Source organism: Hydrogenophaga sp. 2FB (genome assembly GCF_005503365.1).
Taxonomy (GTDB): Bacteria; Pseudomonadota; Gammaproteobacteria; order Burkholderiales; family Burkholderiaceae_C; genus Hydrogenophaga.
The window spans coordinates 1-14,016 of the sequence record NZ_SCML01000058.1 but is presented as its reverse complement, the minus strand read 5'-3'; the positions used below and the strand labels follow the sequence as shown (position 1 = coordinate 14,016).

Below are 14,016 nucleotides of genomic sequence, written 5' to 3'. Positions count from 1 at the left end.
CGGCATGGCCTCTGACCTGTTGATCCGCGGCGGCCGGCCGCATGGGCTGGCGCCTGCCGACATACTGGTGCGCGAGGGCAAGGTGGTCGCTATGGGCCCCTGCCTGCAACCGCCGCCCGGGGTGCCGGTGGAAGACGTGCACGGCGCGCTGGTGCTGCCTTCGCTGGTGGAGGCGCACACGCATCTGGACAAGTCCCTCTGGGATATGCCCTGGCATGCCAATACGGCGGGACCGTCCCTCATGGACAAGATCGACCATGAGCGCCACGCCCGACGCGCCTGGGACATCGATCCGCAGCGCCAGTCCGCGCGGCAGGTGGCGCTGTCGGTGGCGCAGGGGTCGTTGCATATCCTCAGCCACGTCGACATCGACACCGACCAAGGCCTGTGGTGCCTGGAAGGCGTGCTAGCCACGCGCGAGCGCTGCCGCGCGCTCGTGGACATCCAGCTCGTGGCGTTTCCGCAGTCTGGCCTCATGCGCCGTCCGGGCACGCTTGCCCTGATGGACCAGGCGTTGACCATGGGTTGCGAGTGGGTGGGTGGGCTGGACCCGTATGCGATCGACCGGGACCCCAAGGGTCAGCTGGATGCGATCTTCGCGCTCTCGCAAAAGCACGGCCGACCCATCGACATCCATCTGCACGAGCCCGAAGAGATGGGTGCGCTCACGCTGGACCTCGTCTTTGAGCGCGTGCGCGCGCTGGGCTTGCAGGGTCAGGTGACCATCAGCCACGCGTTTTGCCTGGGCAGCGCGCGCAGCGAGCTGGTGGAACCGCTGATCGCCGAGCTCGCCGCCCTGGACATTGCCGTCATGACCACCGGGCCGGCCGGCTGGTCCGCCCCACCGCTCAAGCGGCTGCTGGCCGCCGGCGTGCGTGTGTCGTCGGGTTCGGACGGTGTGCGGGACACCTGGAAGCATTACGGCAACGCCGACATGCTGGAGCGCGCCACGTTTCTGGGCCTGCGCAACCGCCTCACCACCGACGCCGACATGGCGTTGGCGCTGGAGGTGTGTACCCATGGCGGGGCCCAGGTCATGCGGCTGCATGGCCATGGCCTGGCCGTGGGCAAGGACGCCGATCTGTTCACCGTGCGCGCCGAGAACATCGCGCACGCCGTGGCCGCGCACCCGCCGCGCGAGCTCGTGGTCCGGCGGGGCACCGTCGTGGCGCGCAATGGCCAATGCCTGCACCTGGCGACACCGTCGCCAGACCCCATCGTCTTCACCAAGGAACCAGCATGATTTATGTCCGCATCTGTTACGACAACCCGGGCGCTTTCGACCTGCGCCTCAAGCACCGCGAGGAACGCCAGGAATTTCTCAAGAAAGAGGGCCAGGTGCGCATCGTGCAGGCCGGCCCGCTGTGCGCGGGCGACGACAACGGCACCTATGTGGGCACGCTGATGCTGGTGGACGCACCGTCGCGTGAGGCCGTCGTTGCTTTCCACGACGACGATCCCTTCACCCGCGTCGGCGTGTTCGAGCGCCATTTCATCACCCGCTACGACAAGCACATCGGCTGACATGCGCATCAAGGTCATCAACCCCAATACCAGTTGGCCGATGACGGTCAAGATCGGTGAGGCGGCGCTCAGTGCGGCGTCGCCCGGCTCGGAGATCGTGGCCGTGAGCCCGCGCCATGGGCCGGCGTCCATCGAAGGGCATTACGACGAGGCTCTGGCCTGCGTCGGATTGCTCGATGAAGTGCGCCGTGGCGAGGCGCAGGGCATGGATGCGTACGTCATTGCCTGCTTCGGCGACCCGGGGCTGGACGCTGCGCGCGAGATCACGCGCGCGCCTGTGGTTGGCGTGGCAGAGGCTGCCATGCGCCTCGCCGGTTTCGTGGCCACCGGCTTTTCCGTGGTGACGACACTGCAGCGCACCGTGGTCATCGCCGAGCATCTCGTGACGCGCTACGGCATTGGCTCCAGGTGCCGAGGCATCCGCGCCTGCGACGTCCCTGTGCTGGACCTGGAAGAAACGGGCAGCGACGCCTACCGCAAAGTACTGCAGAGCTGCCGCGATGCCCTCGCGCAGGACAACACGGGCGCTATCGTGCTGGGCTGCGCGGGCATGGCCGACCTGTGCGAGCGGTTGGCCCAGGAGCTGGGCGTGCCGGTGATCGACGGTGTGCGCGCGGCGGTCGCCACGGCCGAATCGCTGGTTCGGCTGGGTTGGACCACGAGCAAGGTGGGTGACTACGCCGCCCCAATGCCCAAAACATACGCGGGCCTAGTGGAGGGCTTCGCACCCTAGTTCGTTGCTGAAGGCGGGCGTTCACCCAACATACGGCGCCACAACCCGGGCAGTGCGGTAGCCAGGTTCGGGCGTGAGCCCTCCAGCGTCGGCCGGTGCCCGCCGTTGGCACGTGCCGCGTTGGTGCCCAGGTCGAAGCGGAAGGTGTAGTGCGGCTCCTGCCCCATGCGCAGGTCGGTCACGAACAGATGGCCGTCGGTGGACGACACGCTGTAGAACCCATGCGAGAAGGCCGCCATGCGCGCGAGGTAAGGCTCGTTGCCGTGTTGTGCGATCAGGTCCGCGCCGCGTTCGTGCACCGTCCATTGGATGCGCGGGCTGTCGTCGAGCAGCGAATAAAAACCTTCGCGGTACTGCGTGGGCGTGGTCGCCACGAGACGCCAGAGCACGGTGTTGAACGGCGAGGGCGTGACGAGCAACTCGTCCACCGCAAGGCCCTCGGTTTGCAACGACGCGCGCGCCACCTGTGTGACGTGCCACTGCGCACCCACACCCCAGGCCAGGTAGAGCGTGCTGATCACCAGCCCCGCGGTGTTCCACGCCAGGCCGCGCGCCGACTTCAACCACAGTGCGGCCACCACGCCCACGATCAGCGGCACGGTGTAGGCCGGGTCGATGACGAAGACGCTGCCCACGGCGAACGGGTAGTCGCTGAACGGCTGCAGCAGTTGCGTGCCGTACACCGTCATGGTGTCGAGCAGCGGATGCGTGATGAGCACCAGCCACAGCGCCAGCCACCAGCGCTTGAACAGGGCCGCTTCGCCGTGCACGCGCGAGACGATCCAGGCCAGCACCGGTGCGGCCAGCGTGAGCACGAAGAGCGCGTGGCTCTCCGCGCGGTGGCGCGTCATGTTGAGGATGGCGTTGCCGTGGTTGATGAAGGCGTCGAGATCGGGCAGCGTACCGCCAATGGCGCCCCACAGCGCGGCCTTCCAGACGGCGGTGCGGCGGCCCATCACGGCCACGCCCACGGCCGAGCCGAGGGCAATCTGAGTCAGTGAATCCATGCGGCGAGCTTAGGGCCTGTTCACCCTATTTTTCCAAGATGCGTTGGGTGAACAGGCCCTCGCCGCTGGGTATGGCCTCAGGCCTGAACGACGATCGGGAACGTGGCGCGCAACCCATCGCTTCCCGGCGCGAAGGACACGGTCACGGCCGCGCGATCCGCGTCGCTCATGCGCCGCCAGATGCCGTCGCGCTCATTGCCCGGATCGCCCGCCACGTAGAGCTGGGTGGTGAGCAGTTCCGCGCGGTCCAGTTTCACCTTGACGTGAATGTGCGGCGTTCGGCCGGTGTAGGGCACGGGCTTCAAGGTGCGGAAGCGGTAGCGCCCATCGCGTCCCACGGTGACCTTGCCAAAACCCTGGAACGCCGGGTCGGCGCGGTCGCCGTCGCCGGGGTGGTGGTAGTGGCCTTGCCCGTCGCACTGCCAGATTTCCACCACCGCGCCCGCCACCGGCACGCCCGCGAGATCGGTCACCGTGCCGTCGACCCAGGTCGGCTGTCCTTTGCTGTAGACGGCGTTGCCGTTCTTCAACAGGTCGGCGTCGGTGTCGGCCGGCAGCGTGACGGGGTAGAACGGCCCCTCGGTCTGGCGCGGCGTGGGCCGAAGGTTTTTCGACTGCGCCAGCGCGGGCGACAACCAGGCGGGCGCGGACACGGCGGCGGCACTGGCGAGGAGGAGGCGGCGGCGGGCAAGGGTGGACATGAGGGTCTCCAGGCAAGGGCTGTGTGATTGGAAGCGTTGACGCAAGGCAAGTTCCGGGAGCCAGCACGAATCCCGAAAACGCCGCCGAAGCGCGTGCCCCTTCCAGAAACACCGAGGATCCGGCTCTGCCGGTCCCAGGTGTTGCCCCTCGGGGGGTGACGCCGCAGGCGGCGCGGGGGGAGCTACTTCTTGCTCGCCATCCAGGCCAGGAGAGATGCGCGCATTGCTTCTTCCACCGACATCTCGATCGGCGTGGTCCAGCTGCGCGGCACGAACACCGTGTAGCCGCCGATCATGTAGCCCATCGGCAAATACACCGCCACGTGGTCCAGCTCGGCCAAGCCGGGTGGCAGGCCGCGCATGCTTTGCCGCGTCACCAGACCGACGATGGTCATCTCGTTGTCCGGCATCTTCAGCATCACCACCTGTTGCTGTTGCTCGTCGCCTTTGCGGGGGGCGAAGTAGTCGGCAAAGCTCTTGAGCGAGGAGTAGATGCTCTTGACCACCGGCAGGTTGTTGAACGGCAACTCGATCCAGGACAGCATGCGCGCCGCCACGGGCAGGGAGACCAGCACACCCAGGCCGAAGATCATGGCCGCGCCAATCAGGATGCCCAGCCCGGGCAGGTAGAAGTCCCCGATCAACGGTCGGATCGCCCACATGGCGATCGACTCCACCCATCGGATGAACAGGTACAGCACATAGACCGTGATCGCCACCGGCAGAAAGGTGATCAGGCCGCGAAAAAAGGTCTGGTAAATCGGTTTCATGGGGGGGGCATTGCAGGTTGTTGCGGGCCAGGCGCCCGCAGCCACGCGGCAGCATATCAGCCGCTTCGGCTTGCAACCGGCGAGAATGTCCCCATCTTCATGCCGTTTGCCCCCGACCGGGCAACCCATCTGGCGCATGCGCCAGTTCCGGAACTCCACGAGGCCAGGAGGCTCTCTCTTCCATGAACGAACTCTTCGATTTCTTCGGCCGCGTGTTGCGTGGCGTCTTCAAGCTGGCACTGGGCCTGGCTGGCCTGGTGTTTCTGCTCAGCCTCCTGGCGGCCACGCTGGTGGTGGTGCTCGGTGTGTCGATCTGGTCCTTGTTGACCGGACGCAAGCCGGCGCCAGCGGTGTTGTTCACCCGCTTTCGCGAGTCCTCGCAGCGTTATTCGCAGGGCGCCTGGCCCGGTGGCGCGGGCATGGGCCGTCGGCCCATGGGCGATGTGGTGGACGTGCAGGCGACCGAGGTGCCCGACGCACCGGATGTGAAGCGCGCCGAGAGTGCCCCGCGCTCCGGCCCCGACACGATCGCGCGCGTGATGCGCTGAGGCGCCCTAGTCTTCGCTCTCGCCGGCCTGGCGCCGCGCCAGTGCCGCGTCGTACAGCGCGTTGCGCGGCTGGCCGGTGATGTCGGCGCACAGGCGCACGGCGGTTTTCAGCGGCAACTCCGCGAGCAACAAATCCAGCGTGCGCAGGGTGCGCGCGTCGATGGCATCGGCCCCGTCCACGTCGGCCGCTTGCGGGTGCACCATCAACACGAACTCACCGCGCCGTCGGTGCTCGCTGGCCTGCAGCCAAGCGGGCACATCCTGCGCCGGCATCTGCGCGATCTCCTCGAACTGCTTGGTCAGCTCGCGCCCCACGGTCACGGGCCGCGCGCCGAGCGTGGCCAGGTCTTTGGCCAGCGCTTCAATGCGGTGCGGTGCTTCGAGCAGCACGCAGGCACGCGCGTCGCCGCCGATCTGCTGCACCTCGCGTTGGCGCTCCGCCGACTTGGGGGAAAGAAAACCCGCGAACACGAAGTGCCCGTCCCAACCGCTGTGGCCGGTCACGCTGAGCAGCGCGGTGATGCTGCTCGCGCCCGGTATCGGCACGCTGCGCAGCCCGGCCGCGTTCACGGCGGCCACCAGCCGCGCGCCCGGATCGCTCACACCGGGCGTGCCAGCGTCGCTCACGTAGGCCACGCGCTGGCCCTCCTGCAAGCGTTGCACCACGGTCTGCGCGGCCTCGGCCTCGTTGTGTTCGTGCAGCGCCAGCAGCGGCTTGTGCAGGCCGTAGCCCTGCAGCAGGGTGGCGGTGTGGCGGGTGTCTTCGCACGCCACGGTGTCGGCCAGCGCGAGCACCTGCAGCGCGCGCAGCCCGATGTCGGCCAGGTTGCCGATCGGCGTGGCCACCATGTACAACGCGCCCTGCGGATAATGCTGGTGCCCCGCCGTGTCGCGGGCAGCGGCCAACAGGGATGGAGAGCTTGCAGACAATGTGGAGTTCCAGAAAACAAGGGATGCCGGGCCCGACCGGTGTGGGTGCGGGCACCACAAAAAACCGGGGCGACGCCGCCGAAGCGCTGGCCTTGGCGCACCTGCAGCAGCACGGCCTGAAGCTGGTGCAGCGCAACTTCAAGACCCCGGGCCGGGGTGGCGGCGAAGTCGATTTGATTATGCGCGAGCGCGATGGCACGCTGGTCTTCGTCGAGGTGCGCCAGCGCGCGAGCCAGCGCCAGGGCGGCGCGGGCGCCAGCATCACCGGTGTGAAACAGCGCCGCATTGTGTTCGCGGCGCGGCACTTTTTGCTGCGACTCGGCTCAGAACCTCCATGCCGCTTCGACGTGGTGTTGCTGGAAGGAACGCCGCTTGCCCCGACGACACCACCGAAACTCGAATGGATTCGCGCGGCATTTGATGCATCCGCCGCATTTTGATACACCCCCCGCCGCTATGATCGCGCCATGCTTCTGCAACGCATACAACAACAGTTCATCGACAGCGCCGACCTGAAGTACCAGTGCGCGCAGTCCCTCGCGCCCCTGGTCGAGTCCGCCATCGCGGCGGTGCTGGCCAGCGTCACCGGGGGCGGCAAGGTGCTGGCGTGCGGCAACGGCGCGTCGGCTTCGGCCGCACAGCACTTCGCGGCCAGCTTCATGGGCCGCTACGAGCGCGAACGGCCCGAGCTGGCGGCCCTGTCCCTGGCGGCCGACGCGGCGGTGCTCACCGGCATTGCCACCGACTTCGACGGGCGTTCGGTGTTTTCCCGCCAGGTGCGTGCGCTGGGCCAGAGCGGCGACGTGCTGCTGGTGCTCTCGACCACCGGCAACTCGGCCAATGTGGTGGCCGCTGTCGAAGCCGCGCACGAGCGCGACATGATCGTGGTGGCGCTGACCGGTGCGCGCGGCGGCCGACTGGGCCACCTGCTGCGCGACACCGACGTGCACCTGTGTGTGCCGCACGAGTTGCCGGCCCGCATTCTCGAAGTGCACCACCTCGTGCTGCACTGCATTTGCGACGGTGTGGACGCCCAGTTGCTGGGCCTGCCCGACGAATCCAACATCACTATGGAGAACGCTTCATGAGCCAACAGAAGATGACCATGACCACATCCTTTCGCCGCATTGCCGCTGCCACCCTGGCCGTGGCCGCGCTGGGCGCGACGCTGAGTGCCTGCGCGCCGCTCATGCTGGGTGGCGCCGCCGTGGGCGCGATCGTGGCGGTGGACCGGCGCACGTCGGGCGCGCAGCTCGACGACCAGGGCATCGAGTTGCGCGCCACCAACCGCGTGAAAGACGCGCTGGGTGATGCGCGTGCGCGTTATTCGATCTCCAGCTACAACCGCCGCGTGTTGATCACCGGTGAAGCCGCGAGCGACGCGGTCAAGACGCAGATCACGCAGCTCGTCTCGGGCGTGGAGAACGTCAGGGAAGTCATCAACGAACTCGAGGTGACCAACAGCCCGTCGTTCAAGGAACGCGCGGCCGACACCTTGATCACCGGCCGCCTGAAGGCCTCGCTGGTCGATGCGAAGGACCTGTCCGCCAGCGCCTTCAAGGTGATCACCGAGCGCGGCACGGTGTACCTGATGGGTCGCGTGACGCAGCGTGAGGCGGACCGTGCCACCGACATCGCACGCAACACGCAGGGTGTGGGTCGCGTGGTGCGCGTGCTCGAGATCATCACCGAGCAGGAACTCGCCAACCTGAACGCGCTCAAGCAGCCCGCGCCAGAAAGCGGCGCGAACAAATAAGGCGCAAAGGCGGCGCCTACTTCAAGCGCTTGATGAGGCTGGAGGTGTCGAACCGCTGGCCGCCCATGGCCTGCACGTCGGCATAGAACTGGTCCACCAGCGCGGTCACCGGCAGCCGCGCGCCGTTGCGCTTGGCTTCCTCGAGCACCAGGCCGAGGTCCTTGCGCATCCAGTCCACGGCGAAGCCGAAGTCGAACTTGTCGGCCACCATGGTTTTGCCGCGGTTGTCGAGCTGCCAGCTTTGCGCCGCGCCTTTGCCGATCACGTCGAGCACCTGGTTCATGTCCAGCCCGGCTTTCTGGCCGAAGGCGATGGCCTCGGACAGGCCTTGCACCAGGCCGGCGATGCAGACCTGGTTGACCATCTTGGTGAGCTGGCCCGCCCCGCTTTCGCCCATGCGCGTGAAGGCGCGCGAGAAGGCCATGGCGATGGGCGTGACAGCCTCGAACGTGGGCGCATCGCCACCGCACATCACTGTGAGCGCACCGTTCTGCGCGCCGGCCTGGCCGCCAGAAACCGGCGCGTCGATGAACGACAGGCCCAGGGTCTTGGCCGCCGCGTAAAGCTCGCGCGCCACGTCGGCCGAGGCGGTGGTGTGGTCCACGAAGATCGCGCCGGGCGCCATGCCCGCGAAGGCGCCATCGGCGCCGAGGGTGACGGCGCGCAGGTCGTCGTCGTTGCCCACGCAAGCGAACACGATGTCGGCCCCCTGCGCGGCTTCACGCGGCGTGGACTTGTGCGCGCCGCCAAATGCGGCCACCCACGCCACCGCCTTGCCGGCCGATCGGTTGTAGACCGTCACCGAATGCCCGGCGCGAGCGAGATGGCCCGCCATGGGATAGCCCATGACGCCCAGTCCGATGAAGGCGACTTTGTGAGCGGGGATGGTTTCGTAGGTGCGTTCTGCAATGCTGCTCATGGGAAAAAGTCTCTCGGGTGAAGTTCCAGAAATGCGGCGGAACCGGCTTTGCCGGGCCGCACGCATTGCCCCCTGGAGGGGGTGACGCGCCGCAGGCGCGGCGCGGGGGGGTCAAATGATCGTGAGGTGTTCGGTGCCTGCCGCCAGGTCGAGCGACTTGGCGCGCTGGCTGTTGAGCTTGATCTGCAGGCGCAGGTCGTTGAGCGAGTCCGCGTTGCGCAGGGCGTCTTCCAGCGTGATGACGTTGGCCTCGAAGGCGTTGAAGAGGGCCTGGTCGAAGGTTTGCATGCCCATCTGGGTGCTCTTCTTCATGATCTCTTTGATCTCGGCCACGTCGCCCTTGAAGATCAGGTCCGAGATCAGCGGCGAATTCAGCATGATCTCGACCACGGCATGCCGGCCTTTGGCGTCCTGGCGCGGGACCAGACGCTGCGAGATCAGCGCGCGCAGGTTCAGCGACAAGTCCATCAACAACTGCGAGCGGCGTTCCTCGGGGAAGAAGTTGATGATCCGGTCCAACGCCTGATTGGCGCTGTTGGCGTGCAAGGTGGCCAGGCAGAGGTGACCGGTTTCCGAGAACTGGATCGCGTGCTCCATGGTTTCGCGGTCGCGGATCTCGCCCATCAGAATCACGTCGGGCGCCTGGCGCAGCGTGTTCTTCAGCGCGGCTTCCCAGCTGTCCGTGTCCAGGCCCACTTCGCGCTGCGTCACCACGCAATTCTTGTGCGGGTGCACGAACTCCACCGGGTCTTCGATGGTGATGATGTGGCCGTGTGTGTTTTCGTTGCGCCAGTCCACCATGGCCGCCAGCGAGGTCGACTTGCCCGAACCCGTCGCGCCCACCAGGATGCACAGACCCCGCTTGGACAGCACTACGTCCTTGAGCACCTGGGGCAAGCCGAGCTTGTCGATGGAGGGCAGCACGGCGGGAATCGTGCGCAGCACCATGCCCACCTTGCCTTGCTGAACAAAGGCGCTCACGCGAAAGCGCCCAACGGCGGGCGGAGCGATCGCGAAGTTGCATTCCTTCGTGCGCTCGAATTCCGCGGCCTGCTTGTCGTTCATGATCGAGCGCGCCAAGGCCAGCGTGTGCGTGGCATTCAGCGGCTGCGGCGAGACCTTGACGACTGCGCCGTCCACCTTGATCGCAGGCGGAAATTCGGCCGTGAGAAACAGGTCGCTGCCACCGCGGCTGAGCATAAGACGCAGCAGATCGTTGATGAATTTGGATGCCTGGTCGCGTTCCATGAATCTGTCCTTGTGCTCAGGTGTGTGGGCCGCTGCGCCAGCGAGACCGCCGATGGGGCAGGGAACCCATCATGCTCAACCGGGGAAGTTCTCGGGAATCTTGGCCTTGCCACGCGCTTCCGCGGGGCTGATCACGTTGCGTTTCACCAGATCGGTCAGGTTCTGATCCAGCGTCTGCATGCCCACGCTGTTGCTGGTCTGGATGGTCGAGTACATCTGTGCCACCTTGGCTTCGCGGATCAGGTTGCGGATGGCGCTGGTGCCCAGCATGATCTCGTGCGCGGCCACACGGCCCGAGCCGTCCTTGGTTTTGCACAGCGTTTGCGAGATCACCGCCACCAGCGATTCGGACAACATCGCGCGCACCATGTCTTTCTCTTCGGCCGGGAACACGTCGATGATCCGGTCGATCGTCTTGGCCGCGCTCGAGGTGTGCAATGTGCCGAACACCAGGTGGCCCGTCTCGGCCGCGGTCATGGCCAGGCGGATGGTTTCCAGGTCGCGCATTTCGCCCACCAGGATCGCGTCCGGGTCTTCGCGCAGGGCCGAGCGCAGTGCGTTGGCAAAGCTCAAGGTGTGCGGGCCGACCTCGCGCTGGTTCACCAGGCACTTCTTGGACTCGTGCACGAACTCCACCGGGTCTTCCACGGTCAGGATGTGGCCGTACTCGGTTTCGTTGAGGTGGTTGACCATGCCGGCCAGGGTGGTCGATTTGCCCGAACCCGTGGGGCCGGTCACCAGCACCAGACCGCGCGGACGCAGCGCCAGGTCACCAAAGATCTTGGGCGCGTTGAGTTGCTCGAGCGTGAGGATCTTGCTGGGAATCGTGCGGAACACCGCGCCGGCGCCCCGGTTGTGGTTGAACGCGTTGACGCGAAAACGCGCCAGGCCTTCGATCTCGAACGAGAAGTCGCACTCCAGGAACTCTTCGTAGTGCTTGCGCTGGTTGTCGTTCATGATGTCGTACACCATGCTGTGGACCATCTTGTGGTCCAGCGGTTCGACGTTGATGCGCCGCACGTCGCCATGCACCCGTATCATGGGTGGCAGGCCGGCCGAGAGGTGAAGATCCGATGCTTTGTTCTTGACGCTGAAGGCAAGCAGTTGGGTGATATCCATCCGGGACGTCCGTGCGGTGTTGAGGTATGACGGCAGATTATGACGACGATTGAAGGCAATCTCCAAGGCTTGCGCGAGCGAATCGCGCGGGCGTGTGCACAGGCTGGACGTGAGGTGGAGGAGGTCTCCCTGCTGGCGGTTTCCAAGACCTTCGGCCCCGACGCCGTTCGTCAGGCTCAGGCTGCCGGTCAGCGTTCATTCGGCGAAAACTACGTGCAGGAAGGGGTCGAGAAGATCCTCGCTTTGCGCGAGTCCGCTGCGTTGCAGGGCGACCTCATCGAATGGCATTGCATCGGTCCCGTGCAAAGCAACAAGACCCGGCTGGTCGCCACGCATTTCGACTGGATGCAGTCGGTGGACCGTTTGAAGATCGCGCAGCGCCTCAGCGAGCAACGCCCCGAAGACATGCCGCCGCTGCAGGTGTGCCTGCAGGTGAACGTGGACGGTGGCCTGACGAAATCGGGCGTTGCCCCGAACGCCTTGCTTCCACTGGCCGAGGCCGTCGCTGCCTTGCCCCGGTTGCGGTTGCGCGGCCTGATGTGCATTCCCGAGCCGGCCGAGGGCTTCGAAGCGCAGCAAGCCTTGTTCCTGCAGGCGCGCGGATTGTTCGAGCGCCTCAACGACGACGGCTTCGCGCTCGACACCTTGTCCATGGGCATGAGCGACGATCTGGAAGCGGCGGTGGCGGCCGGGTCGACGATGGTGCGCGTGGGGCGGGCGGTGTTCGGCGGCCGACCCGGCAAGGTCACTTCACCGGCTTGATGTTGCCGCAGGACGCGGCGAGCCATTTGCCGCTGCCGTCCATGGTCATGTTCTGCGGCTTGCCCTGGTGCATGGACTTCATCTGCATCTTCATGGTGTAGGCCGTGTCGCCGTTGAAGGTGTAGGTGCCCTCGCCGCTGGAGGGCGGGTTCTTGCAGACGAAGCTCATCTTGACCACATTGCCGCTGCGCGAGGTGACGGTGTTGGTGCAATCGCCTTTTTCCTGCACCGGCAGGTCCTGCTTCGCGGCCATCTCGGGCGTGATGCAGAGCCTGGTGTTCATGCCGCCGCCCGCCGCCGCGCTCGGCATGGCCATGCCCTGCTTGGCCAGCATGTCCTCCATCTGCTTGCGTTGCGCGGGCGGCATGCCGGCCATCTGTTTTTGCATCTCGGCCATGGCCTGGTCCATCTGCGGATTGCCACCCATCTTGCTCTGCATTTCCCACAGGCCGGGTTTGACGCTGGTCTGGGCCTGGGCCGTGGCGCAGAGGGCGAAGGTGCAGGCGAGCAAGGCGGTGCGGGTGGGGGTCATGGGGGCTCCTGAAGTGTGTGCGGTCATTGTGCGGAGGTGGGCCGGGCTGTCAACGCGCACCCGTCGGGCGCCGTTTTCAACCCATGCGCACCTGGAAAAATCGGGTTCACGGCCCTAACATCCGTGGCTGGCGGTCGCGGCGAGCTGCGCTGCCCCGGACGAACCACACAGAGGGCACACCACTTGGCCGATCGTCTTGCGCATCCGGAGCGCCCGGCGCTGCACGCCCTCACCAGCCTGCGTTTCTTCGCCGCGTTCGCCGTGGTGGTGCTGCACTACCGCGATCTGCTCGGTCCCTTGCCGGAGGGTTTGCGGCGGCTGATCGTGGGTGGTCAGTTCGGTGTCACCTTCTTCTTCGTGCTCAGCGGGTTCATCCTCACGTACCGGTACCGCGACTGGTTTGCCGGCGGTGTGAGCGATGCGCGGTTCTGGTGGTTCCAGCGCTTCCGGCTGGCGCGGATCTACCCGATCTATCTGCTCGGCCTGCTGCTGGACACACCGTGGCACCTGCTGGAGCGCGCATCGGGGGGGCAGCTCGGTGAGGTGGCGCACACCTACTGGGCGTCGTGGTTGTTGAACGCGGTGGCTTTGCAGGCCTGGGTGCCGGCCGTGCCGTTTGCGATGTTCTGGAACACGCCCGCGTGGAGCGTGGCGGCCGAGTTCTTTTTCTATGCCACGTTTCCCTGGCTGTGCGCGGCCTTGTGCAAACGGGCGCGTTCATGGACGTGGCTCGTCGGCGCCATGTTGCTCACCGTGCTCCTGGGCGCGGCCTTGTATGGCGTGGTGATCCACGCCATGAACTACCTCTGGCGGGTGGACGGCACCACGCAATACCTGGTGATCACCTACAACCCGGTGCTGCGTTACAGCGAGTTCCTGGCGGGTTGCCTGGCAGGCATTGGTTTCCTGATGGCGCGGGAAGCGGGCGGCAGCGCTGTGCCGCACCTGCGCACGGCGGGTCGAAGGCACCTGCTGCTGGGGCTGTGCCTGCTGGTGATTCTGGTGCGCGTGATGGTGCCGAACTACAGCGGCCCGAGCGCGGCGCTGTGGTTGCTCGACGTTTCCACCAAGTACGCGGTGTTCATCCTGCCCTTCGTCGGTGTGATCCTCGCGGTGGCCGCGGGCCCCACCTGCCTGAGCCCCGTGCTGGCGCACCGGTGGCTGGTCTTGCTGGGGGAGGCGAGTTACTCGCTCTACATCGTTCACTGGTCGGTCGTGACCGTGCTGAGCATGAAGCTCCTCGGTTCATGGGGCACGCCGCCGGTGCACGCGATCGCGCTGTTGGCCACCGTCGGCTTGTCGGTCCTTTGTTATCGTTTGGTTGAGGTGCCCTGGCGGCGAAAGCTGCGTGGGCGCCCGTCCGATCCCATTGCCAAAGAACTGCCCGCTGCGGTGGATTTGCCCCCGGTTCACCGCCCGGCCGCACTCTGATGCAGACTTCCTCCACCATGCAACCCCGCATACCCG

17 protein-coding genes are annotated in these 14,016 nt (G+C 66.4%); 9 read left to right on the top strand and 8 right to left on the bottom strand.

The annotated features are described in order from the left end of the window. Nucleotides 1-4 precede the first annotated feature (4 nt). Genes FFS09_RS25370 through FFS09_RS25360 form a run of 3 tightly spaced genes read left to right on the top strand, consistent with a single transcriptional unit; the run spans nt 5 to nt 2,257 of the window. The gene (locus FFS09_RS25370; RefSeq protein WP_137921724.1) at nt 5-1,243 is read left to right on the top strand and encodes an amidohydrolase family protein; all 1,239 of its coding nucleotides are present in this window, start codon (nt 5-7) and stop codon (nt 1,241-1,243) included. Further along, a complete protein-coding gene (locus FFS09_RS25365; protein WP_171020178.1) occupies nt 1,240-1,524 on the top strand; it encodes a YciI family protein in 285 nt (94 codons plus the stop codon). The genes FFS09_RS25370 and FFS09_RS25365 overlap by 4 nt, the downstream gene beginning before the upstream one ends. Nucleotide 1,525: 1 nt before the next feature. Beyond that, nucleotides 1,526-2,257: an aspartate/glutamate racemase family protein gene (locus FFS09_RS25360; RefSeq protein ID WP_137921722.1), complete on the top strand. Its 732-nt coding sequence runs from the start codon at nt 1,526-1,528 to the stop codon at nt 2,255-2,257. Here FFS09_RS25360 and FFS09_RS25355 read toward each other — a convergent pair. From FFS09_RS25355 to FFS09_RS25345, 3 genes are all read right to left on the bottom strand, one after another. Continuing rightward, entirely contained in the window at nt 2,254-3,264 is a 1,011-nt protein-coding gene (locus FFS09_RS25355) for a metal-dependent hydrolase (protein WP_137921721.1), read from the bottom strand. The two genes, FFS09_RS25360 and FFS09_RS25355, sit on opposite strands and share 4 nt — an antisense overlap. A 77-nt stretch (nt 3,265-3,341) precedes the next feature. Next, nucleotides 3,342-3,965, bottom strand: a complete 624-nt coding sequence (locus FFS09_RS25350; protein ID WP_137921720.1) for a dioxygenase family protein — start codon at nt 3,963-3,965, stop codon at nt 3,342-3,344. Nucleotides 3,966-4,147: 182 nt separating this feature from the next. Then, a complete protein-coding gene (locus FFS09_RS25345) occupies nt 4,148-4,735 on the bottom strand; it encodes a DUF502 domain-containing protein (protein ID WP_137921719.1) in 588 nt (195 codons plus the stop codon). A gap of 182 nt (nt 4,736-4,917) precedes the next feature. Between FFS09_RS25345 and FFS09_RS25340 the strand changes: the two genes are divergently transcribed. Continuing rightward, entirely contained in the window at nt 4,918-5,283 is a 366-nt protein-coding gene (locus FFS09_RS25340) for a hypothetical protein (protein WP_137921718.1), read from the top strand. A 6-nt stretch (nt 5,284-5,289) separates the two neighbouring features. Here the strand turns inward: FFS09_RS25340 and rsmI are convergent, their stop codons facing one another. Then, nucleotides 5,290-6,213, bottom strand: coding sequence for a 16S rRNA (cytidine(1402)-2'-O)-methyltransferase (gene rsmI / locus FFS09_RS25335; protein WP_137921717.1), 924 nt, complete (start codon nt 6,211-6,213; stop codon nt 5,290-5,292). Here rsmI and FFS09_RS25330 point away from each other — a divergent pair. Genes FFS09_RS25330 through FFS09_RS25320 form a run of 3 tightly spaced genes read left to right on the top strand, consistent with a single transcriptional unit; the run spans nt 6,213 to nt 7,969 of the window. Then, nucleotides 6,213-6,653: a YraN family protein gene (locus tag FFS09_RS25330; RefSeq protein WP_137921746.1), complete on the top strand. Its 441-nt coding sequence runs from the start codon at nt 6,213-6,215 to the stop codon at nt 6,651-6,653. The genes rsmI and FFS09_RS25330 overlap by 1 nt on opposite strands. A 27-nt stretch (nt 6,654-6,680) precedes the next feature. Next, nucleotides 6,681-7,301: an SIS domain-containing protein gene (locus FFS09_RS25325; protein ID WP_137921716.1), complete on the top strand. Its 621-nt coding sequence runs from the start codon at nt 6,681-6,683 to the stop codon at nt 7,299-7,301. An 11-nt stretch (nt 7,302-7,312) separates the two neighbouring features. Further along, entirely contained in the window at nt 7,313-7,969 is a 657-nt protein-coding gene (locus tag FFS09_RS25320) for a BON domain-containing protein (RefSeq protein ID WP_137921745.1), read from the top strand. A 16-nt stretch (nt 7,970-7,985) separates the two neighbouring features. On the opposite strand, the gene FFS09_RS25315 is transcribed toward FFS09_RS25320, so the two are convergent. The 3 genes from FFS09_RS25315 to FFS09_RS25305 form a co-directional block, all read right to left on the bottom strand. Then, the gene (locus FFS09_RS25315; RefSeq protein ID WP_137921715.1) at nt 7,986-8,888 is read right to left on the bottom strand and encodes an NAD(P)-dependent oxidoreductase; all 903 of its coding nucleotides are present in this window, start codon (nt 8,886-8,888) and stop codon (nt 7,986-7,988) included. 111 nt (nt 8,889-8,999) lie between these two features. Next, the gene (locus FFS09_RS25310; protein ID WP_137921714.1) at nt 9,000-10,136 is read right to left on the bottom strand and encodes a PilT/PilU family type 4a pilus ATPase; all 1,137 of its coding nucleotides are present in this window, start codon (nt 10,134-10,136) and stop codon (nt 9,000-9,002) included. Between the two features lie 75 nt (nt 10,137-10,211). Continuing rightward, nucleotides 10,212-11,255, bottom strand: coding sequence for a type IV pilus twitching motility protein PilT (locus FFS09_RS25305; RefSeq protein ID WP_137921713.1), 1,044 nt, complete (start codon nt 11,253-11,255; stop codon nt 10,212-10,214). Between the two features lie 39 nt (nt 11,256-11,294). Here FFS09_RS25305 and FFS09_RS25300 point away from each other — a divergent pair, with 39 nt between their 5' ends. Further along, nucleotides 11,295-12,017 (top strand): YggS family pyridoxal phosphate-dependent enzyme, encoded by a 723-nt coding sequence (locus FFS09_RS25300; protein WP_137921712.1) that lies wholly within the window; start codon nt 11,295-11,297, stop codon nt 12,015-12,017. On the opposite strand, the gene FFS09_RS25295 is transcribed toward FFS09_RS25300, so the two are convergent. Further along, nucleotides 12,001-12,549, bottom strand: a complete 549-nt coding sequence (locus FFS09_RS25295) for a DUF3617 domain-containing protein (protein ID WP_137921711.1) — start codon at nt 12,547-12,549, stop codon at nt 12,001-12,003. The genes FFS09_RS25300 and FFS09_RS25295 overlap by 17 nt on opposite strands. Before the next feature lie 183 nt (nt 12,550-12,732). Here FFS09_RS25295 and FFS09_RS25290 point away from each other — a divergent pair, with 183 nt between their 5' ends. Then, on the top strand, nt 12,733-13,980 hold the full coding sequence (locus tag FFS09_RS25290) for an acyltransferase family protein (protein WP_171020177.1): 1,248 nt from the start codon (nt 12,733-12,735) through the stop codon (nt 13,978-13,980). Nucleotides 13,981-14,016 lie beyond the last annotated feature (36 nt).